Annotated in this window: 11 protein-coding genes; 6 read left to right on the forward strand and 5 right to left on the reverse strand. The window is 48.2% G+C overall.

Annotated features, from left to right (window positions below; genetic code table 11):
* Positions 1-35: 35 nt before the first annotated feature.
* Positions 36-1,700 (forward strand): PAS domain S-box protein, encoded by a 1,665-nt coding sequence (locus MMIC_RS07550; protein ID WP_072659862.1) that lies wholly within the window; start codon positions 36-38, stop codon positions 1,698-1,700.
* Here MMIC_RS07550 and glgB read toward each other — a convergent pair whose 3' ends face one another.
* Entirely contained in the window at positions 1,701-3,887 is a 2,187-nt protein-coding gene (gene glgB, locus MMIC_RS07555; protein ID WP_072659863.1) for a 1,4-alpha-glucan branching protein GlgB, read from the reverse strand.
* A gap of 40 nt (positions 3,888-3,927) precedes the next feature.
* Complete coding sequence (locus MMIC_RS07560) at positions 3,928-5,559, reverse strand: alpha-D-glucose phosphate-specific phosphoglucomutase (RefSeq protein ID WP_072659864.1); 1,632 nt, start codon at positions 5,557-5,559, stop codon at positions 3,928-3,930.
* 127 nt (positions 5,560-5,686) lie between these two features.
* Here MMIC_RS07560 and glgC point away from each other — a divergent pair, with 127 nt between their 5' ends.
* From glgC to MMIC_RS07580, 4 genes are all read left to right on the forward strand, one after another.
* Positions 5,687-6,961 carry a glucose-1-phosphate adenylyltransferase gene (gene glgC, locus MMIC_RS07565; protein WP_072659865.1) on the forward strand — a complete coding sequence of 425 codons (1,275 nt, stop codon included), beginning with the start codon at positions 5,687-5,689 and terminating at the stop codon, positions 6,959-6,961.
* Positions 6,962-7,159: 198 nt separating this feature from the next.
* Positions 7,160-8,851 (forward strand): glycoside hydrolase family 57 protein, encoded by a 1,692-nt coding sequence (locus MMIC_RS07570; RefSeq protein ID WP_072659866.1) that lies wholly within the window; start codon positions 7,160-7,162, stop codon positions 8,849-8,851.
* 48 nt (positions 8,852-8,899) lie between these two features.
* Positions 8,900-10,378: a 4-alpha-glucanotransferase gene (gene malQ / locus MMIC_RS07575; protein ID WP_072659867.1), complete on the forward strand. Its 1,479-nt coding sequence runs from the start codon at positions 8,900-8,902 to the stop codon at positions 10,376-10,378.
* A gap of 21 nt (positions 10,379-10,399) precedes the next feature.
* Positions 10,400-10,990: a DUF2238 domain-containing protein gene (locus MMIC_RS07580; protein WP_072659908.1), complete on the forward strand. Its 591-nt coding sequence runs from the start codon at positions 10,400-10,402 to the stop codon at positions 10,988-10,990.
* Between the two features lie 24 nt (positions 10,991-11,014).
* Here MMIC_RS07580 and MMIC_RS07585 read toward each other — a convergent pair whose 3' ends face one another.
* From MMIC_RS07585 to MMIC_RS07595, 3 genes are all read right to left on the reverse strand, one after another.
* A complete protein-coding gene (locus MMIC_RS07585; protein WP_171966474.1) occupies positions 11,015-13,150 on the reverse strand; it encodes a hybrid sensor histidine kinase/response regulator in 2,136 nt (711 codons plus the stop codon).
* Between the two features lie 120 nt (positions 13,151-13,270).
* Positions 13,271-13,903 (reverse strand): response regulator, encoded by a 633-nt coding sequence (locus tag MMIC_RS07590; RefSeq protein WP_072659869.1) that lies wholly within the window; start codon positions 13,901-13,903, stop codon positions 13,271-13,273.
* Positions 13,900-15,795 (reverse strand): ATP-binding protein, encoded by a 1,896-nt coding sequence (locus MMIC_RS07595; protein ID WP_072659870.1) that lies wholly within the window; start codon positions 15,793-15,795, stop codon positions 13,900-13,902. Before MMIC_RS07595 ends, MMIC_RS07590 begins: the two co-directional genes overlap by 4 nt.
* Positions 15,796-16,242: 447 nt before the next feature.
* On the opposite strand from MMIC_RS07595, the gene MMIC_RS07600 reads away from it, so the two are divergent.
* On the forward strand, positions 16,243-17,394 hold the full coding sequence (locus MMIC_RS07600) for a lytic transglycosylase domain-containing protein (RefSeq protein ID WP_143144912.1): 1,152 nt from the start codon (positions 16,243-16,245) through the stop codon (positions 17,392-17,394).
* Positions 17,395-17,419 lie beyond the last annotated feature (25 nt).

A 17,419-nucleotide genomic window follows, 5' to 3' on the forward strand; every position in this document is an offset into this window, starting at 1 on the left:
TGTGTTTATGGCTGATCACTTCGGGAGCAATAGATATGGTGAACGATTCGCAACAGCGTGTTCAGAAACTCCTGAACACGATTGATAGCCTCTCCGCATCCGGAGTCAGTGAACAGGTTAGAGAATTACTCGAACTCAACCAGAAATTGCAAAGTGAGATCATCGAGCGCGAAAAAGCTGAATCAGAGCTATTGAAATTATCACAAGCTGTTGAACATGCCGGTGATGCAGTACTCATCACCGATCGCAATGCCAATATCGAATATGTTAATCCGGCCTTCACACTTGTAACCGGTTACAAAGCTGAAGAAGTGATTGGAAAAAACCCGCGCATTCTCAAAAGCACAGCTCAGGATGAGTCAGTTTATACTGATCTATGGCAAACGATTTCGAACGGAAAGACATGGCGCGGTTCGATGATAGAACGGCGTAAAAATGGTACTTTTTACCCGGCAAACATCTCCATTGCACCGATCAAAAACCATAATGGTGAAATTACCCATTTTGTTTCTATTCAGCACGATGCTTCCGAGCGCCAGGAGCTGGAGGAGCGCATGCGCGAGTCGCAAAAAATGGAAGCTCTGGGCGTACTCGTTGGCGGAATCGCCCATGATTTCAACAATATGTTGACTGGCTTAACAGGTAACCTGTTTATAGCCAGAAGAAAGTTGAAAGACAACGAAGCAGCATCTGACAGCATTGCCAATGCCGAGCAAATTACCAAAACCGCATCTGAGATGGTAAAACAATTATTAAAGTTTGCCCGTAAGGATGTTATTCAAGTACACCCGTTCGAATTCAAACCTTTTATCCGGCAAGCCATTCAATTGGCAGAAATCAGTATTCCCGATGACATTCAGGTTCTGTTCAAGATTTGTGATGATGAGCTGATAGTTCAGGCAGATACAACACAACTTCAACAGATCATTATGAATCTGTTTAATAATGCCCGCGATGCATTGATTGAAAAAAGTGATGCACAAAAAACAATATCACTGACTGTAAGCAGCTACAAACCTGACTCAGCATTTAAGCAGCGTTTCACGTGCCTCACTTCTGACAAAATGGTACATTTAACTGTTGCAGACAATGGCTGTGGCATTCCTGCTGAACATATCAATAAAGTGACAGAGCCCTTTTTCACCACCAAGGGCGTAGGCAAAGGCACGGGTCTTGGACTGTCCATGGTATACAGCTCAATCCGTTCACTTGGTGGTATTCTGGACATCACCAGCACAGTGGGTGAAGGCACAGTATTCCATATTTATCTGCCGACGATTAAATCCGATGCCCTCTATAACCATAGTGAAAATGATAATCACATCAGCTATGGAAAAGGTGAAAGCATCCTTATTGTAGATGACGACCCGGTCGTGCGCATGTCCGGCCGCAGTGTACTTGAAAGCCTGGGATATAAAGTATTTGAGGCCAGTGACGGGTTTGAAGCGGTACAAACATTCAACCGTCACCAGCATGATATTGATCTGGTCATTCTCGATCTGATCATGCCCCGCCTTGGTGGTGTGCAAGCCGCTGAACGCATGCGGGAAATCAATCCCGCACTTCCAACAATATTTGTCACAAGCTACGAACAAAAATCACTGCAACAGCATCAACCAAAACCCGGATCAGTTACGTTATCCAAACCCTACTCGATCCACAATCTGAGTCAGACCCTACGCAGCCAGTTACAAAACTGATTATTCAGCCTCTGGTTGCAGGATCACGCAGGAGAGCGGTGGCAAGGTCATCAAGATCGAATGCGGCTGATTCATCCAGCTTTGATTATCCGCAGTTACGCCACCGGCATTGCCAATGTTGGTACCACCATAGATCTCCGAATCAGTATTCATAATCTCTTTATACAGCCCGGCTTTTGGCACGCCTACTCTGTAATCATGACGAGGTACCGGCGTGAGGTTCATCGCCACAACGACGATTCCACCGTTTTTGTCACGTCTCACATAAGAGAGCAGAGAGCGGTCTGCATCGTTGCAATCCAGCCACTCAAAACCACCGCCATCAAAATCAACCTCATGAAAAGCAGGTACATCCTTATAGATATGATTCATGTCCCGCTGCATCAGTTGCAGGCCACGATGCGGCATAAAGTTGGCCTGATCCCATGACAAAGAACTGTCGAAATTCCACTCCGGCCACTGACCGAACTCCAACCCCATGAACTGTAGCTTCTTGCCCGGATGTGAATACATATACGCATATAGCAGGCGCAGATTGGCAAATTTCTGCCAATCATCACCCGGCATTTTCTCCGGCATTGAACCTTTTCCATGCACGATTTCATCATGTGAAAACGGCAGAATGAAATTCTCGGTGAAGGCATAGACCATCGAAAAAGTCAGTGCATGGTGATGGTAGGAGCGATGCACCGGATCATTCTCGAAATAGGACAGGGTGTCATTCATCCAACCCATATTCCATTTCATGGTAAAGCCAAGACCGCCAAGATAGGTCGGGCGACTAACCATAGGCCATGACGTTGATTCTTCCGCCATGGTTACAGTGCCCGGAAAACGCTCGTGCACGAGATGGTTGAACTGTTTTAGAAACTCAACGGCCTCAAGGTTTTCACGCCCGCCATATTTATTCGGCATCCACTCACCATCTTCACGCGAATAATCCAGATAAAGCATTGAAGCCACGGCATCAACACGCAGGCCATCAATATGAAACTCATCCAGCCAGAACAGCGCCGATGCAATAAGGAAGTTGCGTACTTCATTGCGACCGAAATTGAAGATATAAGTTCCCCAATCCTTGTGCTCGCCGAGACGCGGGTCTTCATGTTCATACAAAGGTGTGCCGTCGAAACGTGCAAGCCCGTGTGAATCTTTCGGGAAATGAGCCGGCACCCAGTCAAGGAAGACACCGATATCATTCTGATGACAATAATCCACAAAATAGCGGAAATCATCGGGAGATCCGAAACGGCTCGTTGGTGCGAAATAACCGACAGTCTGATAACCCCAGGAGCCGTCAAACGGATGTTCTGTTACCGGCATCAGTTCGATATGGGTGTACCCCATCCACTGGCAATATTCGACCATCTGGTGCGCCAGATCGCGGTAGCTCAAATAATCAGCACCCGCCCTGCGCCATGATCCCAGATGTACCTCATAGATATTCATCGGTTTATCTGCAGCCTGTGTTTCAGGCAGCGATGTTACCCAGGCCTGGTCGCCCCACTCATACTTGCGTGGATTATGCACAACACTGGCTGTGTTCGGTCGTACTTCCATCTGCTGCGCATAAGGATCGGTTTTTTCTAGAATATCACCGTCACGGGTACGAATTTCGAATTTATATACCTCGGATTCACATAAACCCGGTGCAAATACTTCCCATACACCTGAAGAACCACGCATACGCATCTGATGCTCACGTCCATCCCAGTGATTGAAATTTCCCACCACACTGACACGCGTAGCTGATGGTGCCCAAACGGCAAAAGCAACACCCCGGACACCCTCATGTTCACGCACATGTGCGCCCATGATATTATATTTTTCGAAATGGTTGCCCTCTCCGATCAGATGCAGATCCATCTCACCCAGAGTCGGAGCAAAGCGGTACACATCCTCTTCTTCCCACTGATGCCCATCTTTATTTTCAATACGAAAACGATAGTCCGTTTCAAAATCGCCTTTTTTCCAATGCAGTTTGAAGATATCACTACCTTCGATCCGGGGCATGGCAATCGCTTTCTCATCAGCAACAAGAAGCCACATCTTCTCGGCGCGGGGTTTAAATGCACGCACCACCACGCCACTTTCAGCATGATAATGTCTGCCCAGCCAGCCGAAAGGATCGTGACTTCTGGATTCTACAATGGCCCATGCTTCGGGGGGTAGGATAGGACGTTTCATTCAGTTCCTCGCTTATTTGAACTCAGTTTCAACCAACGCATCAGGTAATCACGGTCGGTTTGTCGCGACCTGACAGTTTTTGCAGTCCGGAGATATCATCGGCAGCTGCAATAAAACCGGCCAGTGCATCCTGGGCATCCATGCCCTGCTTGCCTGTGTCCGCTTCAAAGGATTCCAGGTAGATACGAATCGTGGCGCCACTGGTGCCCGTACCGGAAAGTCTGAAAATTATTCGCGAACCATCTTCAAATAATACGCGAACTCCCTGATTCTCACTGACACTGCCATCAACAGGATCGGTATAGGAAAAGTCATCACAGCTTGCAACCGTGCGCCCTGCCAACTCCGTTCCGCATAGAGAAACAAACTGATCACGCACATTCTGCAACACCTGTGTTGCTGCAGCAGAATCCACACCCTCATAATCGTGACGTGAATAATAGTTACGCCCAAATTTAGCCCAATGCTCGGTGATAATCGCCTCTACAGACGTTTTGCGTGCGGCAAGAATATTCAGCCAGCACAGTACTGCCCACAGACCATCTTTTTCACGCACATGATTTGAACCTGTGCCAAAAGATTCTTCGCCACACATGGTAACTTTTCCATCATCCATGAGATTACCGAAAAACTTCCAGCCCGTTGGTGTTTCATAGCAGCTTAAACCCATGGCCTCAGCCACACGATCAGCGGCCCCGGATGTCGGCATGGAGCGGGCAATGCCAGCGATGCCCGCCTTGTAACCCGGGATCAGTTCAGCATTGGCAGCAATAACTGCCAGAGAATCACTTGGTGTAACAAAGAAATGATTACCCAGAATCATATTCCGGTCGCCATCACCATCAGAAGCAGCACCAAAATCAGGTGCATCTTCACCATACAGCACATCAACAAGTTCATGGGCATAAGTCAGATTAGGATCGGGGTGTCCACCGCCGAAATCCGTTTTCGGTACACCGTTCATCACAGTACCCTTTGGCGCACCCAGCATATCTTCAAAAATAGTTGTGGCATACGGACCTGTAACCGCATGCATGGCATCAAAAGCCATGCGAAAATCACTCGCCAGCAGATCGCGGATCGCATCAAAATCAAATAGCGATTGCATCAGCTCCGCATAATCGGCAACTGAATCAATCACTTCTACCGTCATGCCGGCTATTTCTGTAGTACCTGTACTGGAAAGATCCACATCATCGCACTGGATAGTCTGATACCACTCGATTTTTCCGGTCTGTTCAAACACAGCTTCAGTCACTGATTCCGGAGCCGGACCACCATTTCCCATATTGTATTTAATACCGAAATCTTCTTCCGGACCAGCAGGGTTATGGCTGGCAGAGAGAATCAGCCCGCCGTAGGCATTGTATTTGCGAATCACACATGATGCGGCTGGCGTGGAAAGAATACCGTTCTGGCCTACCAGCACTTTGCCGAATCCACTGGCTGCCGCCATCTTGAGGATAGTCTGGGTCGCTTCGAGATTATAAAAACGTCCATCGCCACCCACTACCAGTGTTTGGCCGCTGTAATCGCCGATACTGTCAAACACAGATTGCACGAAGTTTTCCAGATAATGTTCCTGCTGGAACACTTTCACCTTTTTGCGCAGTCCGGACGTTCCCGGACGCTGACCTTCAAAAGGCGTGGTCGCGATTGAATGGATGAGCATGTATCTCCCCCTGATGAGTATTTCGCAATGATAACGAAGATGGCACAAAAAAAACATCACCACATACATGCAAGATGGCTAAAACGGTGATATACTTTAGCCCATCTATTAAGATGGGAGGGTGTACATGAGTCCAACTCAGGTGGAACGCAGTGAACGCAATATCAGTAAGTTAACGTCTAATACCGTTGCTTTGGTATTAGCTGGCGGTAAAGGTTCAAGATTAAAAGATTTGACGCAGTGGCGAACCAAACCTGCCGTACCGTTTGGAGGCAAGTTCCGCATCATCGACTTCCCTATGTCAAACTGCATCAACTCAGGTATTCGTCGCATCTCGGTTCTAACACAGTATAAGTCTCACTCCCTGCAACGTCATTTACAACGTGGATGGTCCTTCCTCTCCGGTCAGTTCGGAGAGTTCATGGAAGTACTTTCTGCCCAGCAGCGTACCGGTGAAGGCTGGTACGAAGGTACTGCTGATGCGATCTACCAGAATCTGGACATTATCCGTCATTATGATCCGGAATATGTACTCATTCTTGCCGGTGACCACATCTACAAAATGGATTACGGTAAGATGATTGCCGCTCATGCTGCCAGAGGCGCAGATATCACTGTCGGATGTATTCCGGTTCCCCTTGCAGAAGCAACAGAGTTTGGGGTTATGGATGTGGATCACGAACATCGTATCACCGAATTTGCTGAAAAACCTGAAAATCCAAAGCCAATGGCTGACAAACCTGACAAGGCCCTCGCGTCGATGGGCATCTATGTGTTCTCGGCAGACTTCCTGCGTGAACGTCTGCTTGATGATGCCAAGCTCTCCTCATCCAGCCATGATTTCGGTAAGGACATCATTCCAACCGCCATTGAAAATGCCAATGTGTTCGCCTACCGCTTTATGAATGCCAACACAGGCGCACCGCAGTACTGGCGTGACGTAGGTACCCTTGATGCATATTGGGAAGCCAACATGGATCTGGTTACCGTTCAGCCTGACCTGGATATGTATGATAAGGACTGGCCGATCTGGACGCAGCAGGAGCAGCTACCACCAGCGAAATTCTATTTCGACGATGATAGCCGTCGTGGATATGCAGTGGATTCACTGGTTTCAGGGGGCTGTCTGATTACTGGCTCTGCCGTTCGTCGCTCGGTGCTCTTTTCCAATGTGCGCGTGCACTCTTATTCTGAAGTTGAAGATTCAGTAATTCTGCCGGATGTTGAAATCCGTCGAAACTGCAAGATCAGGAAATGTATTATCGACAAAGGTACGGTCATTCCTGAAGGCATGGTCATCGGGTATGACCTTGAAAAAGATAAAGAATGTTTCGAAGTATCTGCAAACGGCGTGGTTCTGGTTACACCGGACATGCTTGGTCAGGGATTGCATCAGCTGTAATCTAAACTACGAATATAACAGGGAATGGTAGCAAGAGACTGAAACATCTGTTTCGTATTCTTTAATACCGTGAATAGCAAAGGGTTGCCAATGGCAATCCTTGCTTCATTCTTCCCGACGCGAAATTCATGCACATGGACGTGCTATAAATATTAACCCCGGAGGCGGCCGCCTCTACAAACCAGGAGGTTCTCAACCATGTCTCAGCCCTTATCCGTTGTCTTTTACTGGCATATGCACCAGCCATTTTACTGTGAGGCTGACACAGGTCGCTATCACCTGCCCTGGGTTTATCTGCATGCCATGAAAGATTACACCGATATGGCAGAGATTCTTGCTCAGCTACCCCGCGCTAAAGCGGTAATCAATTATGTGCCATCTCTGACGGCACAGATTGAAGATTATGCCAGCCACCTCAGAGAATTCCTTGATGGCACTGCATCCAAGTTGAATGACCCGCTGCTGGCATCTCTGGCCGATAAGTCCGGTCAGTCCGATCAATCTTCTCGAGAATATCTGCTGGAAAGCTGTTTCCGCCTCAACCACGAACGTAATCTGCATCGTTATTCAGCCTACTCGCGTTTATGGAATATGGCTGAACATGCCAAAAACAATGATGCTCAGGATTACCTTGGCGACAGCTTCTTTACCGACCTGGTTACCTGGTATCATCTTGCCTGGCTTGGGGAAACAGTACGAAACCATAACTTTGTTGCCAGAAGATTGATTGAAAAGGCCCGTAACTTCTCCTATCAGGATCGACGTGATCTGCTCACGCTGATTGCATCACTTCTGTCCGAGATTCCGGCTATGCATCGCCGTCTGGTGGAATCCGGCAAAATCGAATTAACCACAACACCATACGCCCATCCGATCATTCCGCTCATGCTTGATTTTAATACAGCACGTGAAACTGTGGCTGATGCCCTGATTCCCGATGAACAGTATCCGGGTGGCCGCGAACGCGCGCTGGACCACATCACACTGGGTCAGAAAACACATCAGCAAACCTTCGGACACGCTGCCAAAGGCTGCTGGCCTGCTGAAGGTGCCGTTTCCGATGCAACGCTGGCTCTATTGGGGCAATCCGGGTTTCAGTGGTGTGCAACCGGTGAATCGGTATTGCACCACTCATTGAAATATAATCTGCGTGAACAACAGGGGAACCGCGATCTTTACCACCCCTGGCTGGTCGGTGAAGGTGAAGAAGAGATTACCTGTTTCTTCCGCGACGACCGTCTTTCCGACCTGCTCGGCTTTGAATACAGCCGCTGGAACACATCTGATGCAATCAACAATTTCATGCATGAACTGGCCGGTATCCGCCACAGAACCATGGGCATGGATGCACCCGTAGTCGCCATTATTATGGACGGTGAAAATGCTTGGGAACATTACCATGAGAACGCCCTGCCATTTTTGACCAAACTGTATCAAAGTATTTCTGAGCATGATGAATATGAACTGACCACATTCAGTGAGTATCTGGACAAACATCCGGCCACAGAAAAACTGCCTAAACTGACTGCCGGTTCATGGGTATATGGTAACCTTTCCACATGGATCGGTGACAAGGCCAAAACCCGTGCCTGGGAATTGCTGATTGAAGCGAAAAAAGCCTTCGATGCACAGCAGGGTCATCTCAACGAAGAACAACTTGAAGCTGCAACCGAACAATTGCGTATTTGCGAAGGTTCGGACTGGTGCTGGTGGTTTGGGGATTATAATCCGGGTGCTGCAGTGCGCGATTTTGATAACCTGTACCGCAGACATTTAAAGAAACTGTACCTGTTGATCGACTCTCCGGTTCCTGCCTCTCTGGATGAAACCATTTCACAAGGTGGTGGTGATGCAGAAGGTGGCGGCACCATGCGTCGTGGCGGAGCTTAAGCAGCGTGCCCATGAATATAACAACCCACCCATTATAAAGGACTGAATATGAATGCATGGCTGGATCACCGAAGCTCGGCAGCACTTCTGCACATTACATCCCTACCCGGCCCGTTCCATAAAGGTGTATTGGGTGCGGAAGCACGCTCGTTTATCCAGCATTTGCATGATTCCGGATTCCGGATCTGGCAGTTCCTGCCATTAGGGCCAACACATGGGCATGGTTCCCCGTATGAGTCACTCTCCTCTTTTGCCGGTAACCCTGAACTCATTGACCTCAGAGAATGTGTTCAGCATGGCTGGCTCTCAGAAGATGATCTCAGCCGCTGCGACACTGCACAACTGCATGAAGCTCTGCGTTACAAAGCGGGCAAACAGTTCTGGGCGCAGGTTGAACAGCAAGCTGAAATTGCTCAAAAAGTTGATAATTTCAGCAATACCAACAGTTACTGGCTGGATGATTATGCCCTGTTCTTTGCACTGAAAAATGCATTCCGTGATCGTGCCTGGTGGCAATGGCCGCAGGAGTTGCGTGACAGGAAAAAGAAAGCGCTAAAGCTGGCAAAAACAGAGCATATCAAACAGATCAGGCAGGCCATATTTGAACAGTACCTGTTCGATTGTCAGTGGCAGTCTTTAAAGAGACATGCAGAAGCACACGGAATTCAGCTATTCGGTGACCTGCCCATTTATGTAGCACACGACTCCGCTGATGTCTGGGCGAATCGCGAGTATTTCACGGTCAATAAATATGGCCTGTGCGATGAAGTTGCCGGTGTGCCGCCTGACTATTTTTCTGAAACAGGGCAGCGCTGGGGAAATCCACTCTACCTATGGGACAAACTGCAGGCTGATGATTTCAGTTGGTGGGTGCAGCGCGTAAAACGGCAACTGGATCGTATGCATATGCTGCGCATCGACCATTTTCGCGCCCTGGAAGCATTCTGGGTCATCCCCGGTGAAAGTGAGGATGGTATCATCGGTGAGTGGCGGGAAGCCCCTGGAGATGCACTGCTGCAAACCCTCAACGACAAGCTGGGCAAGCTGCCGTTAATCGCAGAGGATCTTGGCATCATCACTGATGAAGTGACTGCACTGCGTGAAAAGTTTGAATTGCCCGGCATGAAAATTCTGCTGTTCGCCTTTGGCGGCGATGAAAGCAATCCGTATCTGCCGGAGAATCACGAAGAAAATAGCGTGGTGTATACCGGCACGCATGATAACGACACGACACTGGGCTGGTTCGATCAGGCCGATGAACATGTGCGTAAACATGCGCTTACTGTTCTGGGTGCCGAAGAGGAAGATATGCCATGGGCCATGATTGAATGCGCCATGGCTTCAGTAGCCAGGATGGCTGTGATTCCGATGCAGGATCTGCTGGAACTGGGTACAGAGGCGAAATTCAATACGCCCGGCACACTGGAAAATAACTGGTGCTGGCGCATGTCTTTCATGCCTGAAGCAGGCAGTCTGTGCTGGACTCAGTCCAAAAAGCTGAACGTGAAATACGGACGCTGCGATTAACAGGAGAACGCCGGCATGATAATGAAATATTATCCCCACCTGCTGGCTGCTGTTTTCACTGTTTTCTTCATAGTTCTGGCCAATGAACCTGTCTCACGCGAGGTGTGGTTTGCGGAAGTAATTCCGGTGGTGATTATCTTCCTGTTTCTTGTCTTCACTTATCGAAGATTCAGCTTCAGCCCTATTGCATATACGTTGATGGCCATCTGGCTTTTCTGGCATACCATCGGCGGCCATTACACCTTTGCCAATGTTCCTTTCGAATGGCTGCATCACTTACCCGGCAGCGATGGTCGCAATCATTTTGATCGTATTGGTCACTTTGTGATCGGATTTTATGCCTTTGCCATGGCCGAATGGTTGATGCGAAAGCAGCATTGCAGTCTGAAACTGGCCACTGTATTCAGCATCTTTTTCATCATGAGTGTGGCTGCCGGATATGAGATCATTGAATGGTGGTATGCTGTACTTGAAGGCGGAGAAGCAGGTATCGAATTTCTTGGCTCTCAGGGTGACATCTGGGATGCACAGAAAGATATGCTGGCTGATACGCTGGGAGCCATCACATCCATGATCCTGTTCTGGATTCTGAGACCTGATCTGAAGCGATAGGAAACCTTGAACTGCTTTGGCCCTCTATGCCACAGGATCGTAGTCCCTGACTTGCTTTAAAGACTTCAAGGTTTCATTCAACTGTTCCATCTGCCATGGCTTTTGCAATAAAACCGGTTGTTCACGACACGGCCACTCTGATAACAACGAACCATCCAGGTCATAACCGGTCATAAGCACTGTTTTCACCGTATCGCCACTGTGCTGCCAGATCTTCTGTGCCACTTCAACACCACCAAGCTTCGGCATCACGCAATCGAGTATTGCCATGCGAATATCGGCTTTGTGCTCCATATACTTTTGCAATGCCTGTTCCCCATCAAATGCTACAAGAACCCTGTAACCGGCTTCCTCGAGAACTTCACATACGGATTCGCACAGAGTGACATTATCATCTGCCAGCAAAATCCATTCGCCTCTCCCCTGACAGATTGCATGATCAGCGGCTTCAATTGCTTCAACATCCACCTCGTTCAGGGGCAGATAGATATCAATGGAAGTGCCCTTCTCCGGGCTGCTTGTCAGCCCAATCCAGCCACCATGCATCTCAACACAACCCATCACCATTGGCAGCCCCAGACCCGTTCCCCGACCTGCTTCTTTGGTTGTAAAAAAGGGCTCAAATACCCTATTGCGTGTTTTCTCATCCATACCCAGGCCATTATCGGAGACAGAAATATGTGCACATTGTCTCACGCTTGCAGCGCCACTTGCAGAGATGATCTCTCTGATTTCTCCACTCACAGCATCCACAGGAACCGCGTAGACCGACAGATTAATCACGCCTGCAATATTGGCATGACTCTGTGCATCTTCTATCGCATGACGGGCATTATTAACCAGATTGAATATACAGCTTTGCAAAAGCGACGGATCGCCAAACAGCATCATACTAGTCGTATCAATATCCACGTTCAGGCTAATATCTTCAGGCGTACTGGTTTGTAACAGCTTGCTGATTTCTTTGCCCAGAATCTGCAAATCCAAATTTTGCCGGTCCACTGTTTTTTTGCGTGCAAAGACCAGCATTTGACGAATCAGATCAGCACCGCGGTGTCCCTGCGCCTCAATCGATTCAATACGGCGAACGACATCATGGTCTTCATGCATACTTTTTTTCAGCATGTACAGGTTACCCATCATCGCTGCCAGCATATTATTAAAATCATGGGCAATGCCTCCAGCCAGCACACCGACCGCCTCCATTTTCTGAGCCTGGACAAGCTGATTGCCAACTTCGATCTCTTGAGTCATATCCCGAATCACCGCGATATACATACGATGCTCATCATCACCCATTACAACAGATATATTGGTCATGGCTTCGTAGGGTTCGCTATTTGCCCGCTGCCACTGATTGCGCCCCAACCATTGACCATTCAGGTCCAGCGCCTCGAGCACAGCAGTATGGGAACATGTTTCATCGCACCAATAGTCCCAAATCAATTGTTTCTTAAGCTTTTTATTGTTTAAACCGATCTGTGTTGTAAAAGCCCTGTTAGCAAAATCAATACGGCCCTGTTGATCAAAAATACAGATCATTTCACCAGCCTGTTCGACTGCACTTACCAGATGTTCAACCTGCAAATTCAATGCTCTGGTTTCTGACACGTCATGCAGCAAGCCCAACCAGTATCTTGGAGAGTTTCCGTCGAGCTGAATCGGGCTGAGATGAAAATCATTCCAGAAAACCGTACCGTTCTTGCGCCTGTTTTTTAACAGTGCATGAACAGGTTCAGCCCCCTTCATGGCAAGCATAATTTTATCCTCATCAGATTGATGATCCAGTCCTGTAGTCAGAAAATGAATATCCCTGTCTTTCGTCTCTGCCATGGAATAACCAGTCATACGACTGAATGCAGGGTTGGCATATACGATGGCGTTATCTCGTGCCGGATCGGTGATGATGATGCCTGCATAAGAATCCTCGGAAATTGCCCGGAATAACGCATCCTGCTCTCTGGCATCCGCCAGAGGTCGCACAATCCACAGTTGCGCAACAACGGCAGTGATCAGACCCAGCAGAACAACATCAAGCATATCCAGCAACCACGGAGATGCATCATCCGTAAAATAATGGAGACCGGACATAATCAGTAATTCTGTAATCACTACGACGCTAAGTAGTTTAATCACTGGGTGGTATCGGGATATCTTCATACAGCCAATACTCTGCATACCACTCAAAAATAATATGCGTCAATTTACCATTCAAAGATGCGGAATTTCCTGACATCTCCTGTTTGAACTGAATAGTCTACTTACAGATTATCCTGCAGCTTATGCTTTAATGATACCCAGGCGAATGGCCAGACGAGCCAGTTCAGCGCCTGTTTTTACCTGCAGTTTATTAAATACCCTTGTCTGGTGTGTACCAACGGTTTTCGGGCTTAAATGCAAGGCATCAGCAATCTCTTTGCCGTCCTGACCAAGGGCCAGAAGCACAAACACCTCAAACTCTCTGGAGGTCAGAATTTCGTGTGGATTCTCATGCCCTGATCGATTACTGCCGAACAGCTGTTGCGCCAGTTTCGGAGAGGCCCAGGTCTCACCTGCAGCAAGGGCACGAACTGCCGGAGCCAGAAGATCCGGATTATCGGACTTACTGATATAGCCCATTGCACCATATTCCAGAGCACGTTTTACAAAAGCTACATCATCAAACATGCTCATCACCAACACCTTCGCATCTATATCGCGTGTCAGCAGACGCCGTATAAAACCCAGGCCACCTTCGCCCGGCATGGATATATCGGTGATAACAACATCCGGCTGTAGTTCAAAATAACCGCTATACGCCTCTTCCCCACTGGCCGCCTCACCGACAACCTGAATGTCGCATTCAGCATCGAGAAGACTGCTAAAACCAGCCCTTACCACGGCATGGTCATCAACCAGATAAACGGAGATCATATCTTCATCTCCAGTGGCACTTTCACGCTGATACTTACCCCTTTTTTCAATGCTGAAGTAATGTTGATTTCACCATTTAGCAATTCAGTTCGCTCACGCATACCTAACAGACCCAGTCCACTCTCCTCGATTGTCGCCATACCACAGCCATCATCACTGACCAACAGATTAAGCCTGCCTTCTGAAGGATTCATACACACTTTCACATGTTGGGCCTGAGCATATTTAGCTATATTGGTCAGAGCCTCCTGCACAATTCGATACAGGTGGATATTCTGGCCATCGCTTAATCGGGGTAATGCCGACTCGCAAACAAACTCACATGTGATGCTTTCGCGCTGAGAGAATTCTTCCAACATATCCTGTACAGCAGCACTTAAACCCAGGCGATCAAGACTGGCCGGCCTCAAATCATGCAACTGGCTGCGCACTGATTTCTGGATATGAGTGGTGATATCTCTGATTCGCTGAACATTTACTCCGACTGTTTCACTGCTTTTCTCTGTTAATGATTTGCCAATCGCTGCTGCATAGGCCTGAATCGATGTTAATGACTGTCCCATATCATCATGCAGTGCTCGCGCCAATGATCTTCGTTCAAGTTCCTGCAGATTCAACTGCTGTCGCAACAAGCTGCGTTTTGTCTGAAACACCTGTTGCAGCTTTAAAAAAGCAGCCGCACGTCCCGACTCAGCTCGTGCCCATAACCAGGCTACAATCATCCATAATATCAACATAAGCAGATTCACTTTTACAAACATCTGGAAAGAATTCTCTGAATCTGCAAACAATTCAGCACTGGGCACATGAGAAACTATAACCCAGTCATCTGCACCTGATCCTTGCGGCTGATCCTGACTTATGAGTCCATAAGGAGACACCGTAGCAAAAGTAAATAGCCCATCCTCTGAGAGAATCTGCCCGTCTCGTGCCTCAACGATTCCATTCCATATGTCGGGGAAACTGTTTGCAAAACTATGATCTTCCCTCGAGTCCAGCATGGAGCCCCAGGTTACATTTTCATCTTCAGCATGGATAAAAAAACTATTGGCATTGAGCAACATATTCTCACCCGCCACATCGGTAGCATCCAGATACCTGTCGATCAATACCTTGCCTAGAAAGTTAATCACGACCACGCCGATTTTTTCTCCATCGCTATCTATTACGGGGGCAGCATAACGGATCACCGGCTTGTACGGTTGCTCGATGCGTCCATGTTCAACATTCAAGGTCAGGTCGGAAATAAACACGTTTTGATCTGGCAGATTGATGGTCTGATTAAAATAGTCATGGTTACTTTTATCCTGCAGATGTTCTTCTTGGGTCAATGTTGCCTCACCATCTTTGAAGTTGGCTCGTACAACCTCATAGCCATTTCGATCCAATAAGCGCACCTGATCGTAGACACCCATATATTTGGCAAATGAATGGAAATCGTGGCTTAATTCATCAAATGCATGAATATCGTCATTTTTCAGTACTTCAACAACCTCGCTATGCTTGGACAGAAATTTGACATGTAAAACTGCCTGTTTGACTTCCACACGAATATTCTTGGCCTGACTTTCGATATGATGAGCCGTTTCAATACGCACTGTGTCCAGATGCAACTGCTTCTCAGACTGTAAAAAAAGATAGCTACTTAACACAAGAATTCCCGCCACAGGCAGAGCAAGCATCAGAAATCTGCGCCATACTCCCCTGTTAGATTTCTTATCTAAGATATCGGTTATTTCATGCATCTGTTGTTGAACGCATAAAGCATGCCATGAGGGGTATGAATCCGGTTTTACAATGCGTTGACTCGTGCAGGAAATACCTATGGCACGCTTAAGTGCCAGAGGGACTGATGCATTCAGTGCTACGGAATTGTGATTCGGCACATCCATGTGCCTCACCCTCCGGGCTCGCCTGAAGGCGAGTCCATCATTGTGTAGGATAGCACAATGACACGTCTCAGCGCCCCGAAGGGGTGGAGCACACGGATGTGCGACATGAATTCCGCTCTCCTGCGGATTTGTGATTCGGAGACCCTGTCCCTCGCCTTTCAGGCGCGCCGTTGGCGAATCCATCATTGTGCAGGATAGCACAATGACACGTCTAAGCGCCCCGAAGGGGTGGAGCACATGGATGTGCGACATGAATTCTGCTCTCCTGCGGATTTCTCACCCTTCAGGCGAGCTAAAGCTCGTCCAAATCTTCAGCTCTGATAATTGTGACTCGGGGCTCCTGCCCCTCGCCTTTCAGGCGCGCCGTTGGCGCGTCCAATTTGGCAGTCCTGCCAAATTGTGACCGGCATCAATGATTGGATGGGATTGAGTATCTAGCGTGGCGGCATGTTGAATACCTTTAGTCCAACCAGCCTGTTCAGAACCCTGCTTATCGTAGCCTCCATGAGCCTGATCTCCTGTGCTCAATTCCAGCAGCCTGAAGTAAGCGCTGAAAAACCGGTAAAGCCGGAAACAGTGCAAGTTATCAAACCAAGCAACCCGTTCCTTGCAGGGCTCACAGATCGAGAAATACAAAACATTAAAAATGAAGCATGGCGCGTATATGGCCGTCACTGGAAGCCGGTTGCTGCCCGTTCACGTTATGTGCGCCAGCCATTAATCGAAACTCTGGACCGTTTCGGCTACCCAAGAGAGCTACAGATGGTGCCTGTAGTAGAATCAAGCTATGACCCCTACGCACACTCCACTGTTGGTGCTGCAGGCTTGTGGCAACTGATGCCTGTCACAGCCAGTGACCTGAACATCAAACACAGTAAATACATCGATGGTCGCCGTGAGATCCGTACCAGTACTCGTGCAGCAGCCAAATATCTGACCCGCCAATACCGTCGTTTTGGCAACTGGGAGATGGCTCTGGCTGCCTACCATCTGGGCCCATCAGCAGTACAACGCCGCCTGAACCGTCGCCCATGGAAACCCGAAGACGGGCTGCGTAAAATGCCCCTGCCACCGATCACTAAAACGTACATTCGCCACATCATCGGTCTGATCGCACTGCATCATGACGGTCTGATTAAGTTTCCAAAACCGTACAGAACTGAAACGATCAAGGTGCAGACACCCATCGACATTAATGCCCTGCAAACCAGAGCGGAACTGCCTGAAAACCAGATTTTCCGTTTCAATCCTCAACTGAAATTGAACCAGTATGTGGATGGCAAGCCTAAAGCCCTTAAACTTCGCATTTCCAAGACCCGCGTGAAAAAGGTTAAACAGAGCATTGCATCTATCGAGCGTAGTCATATGACTATCACCATCGCTAAAGGTGATGATCTGAGTGACATCAGTAGCCGCTATAACACCTCGACTCATCTGATTCGTGCAAACAATCCGGGGCTTCAAACACCACTGGCAACCGGTCAGAAACTGCGTTTACCCGTCAAACTGCTTAAACGCGCAGATGCCGAAGAAAATCCAATGCTTAAAGATGTTTCCAAACAGAAGATGGTAGCGGACAACAGCGGTACTCGAATTTAGAATTACCGAAGCAACCGTTCGGGCT

It is taken from the genome of Mariprofundus micogutta, assembly GCF_001895085.1.
Taxonomy (GTDB): Bacteria; Pseudomonadota; Zetaproteobacteria; order Mariprofundales; family Mariprofundaceae; genus Mariprofundus; species Mariprofundus micogutta.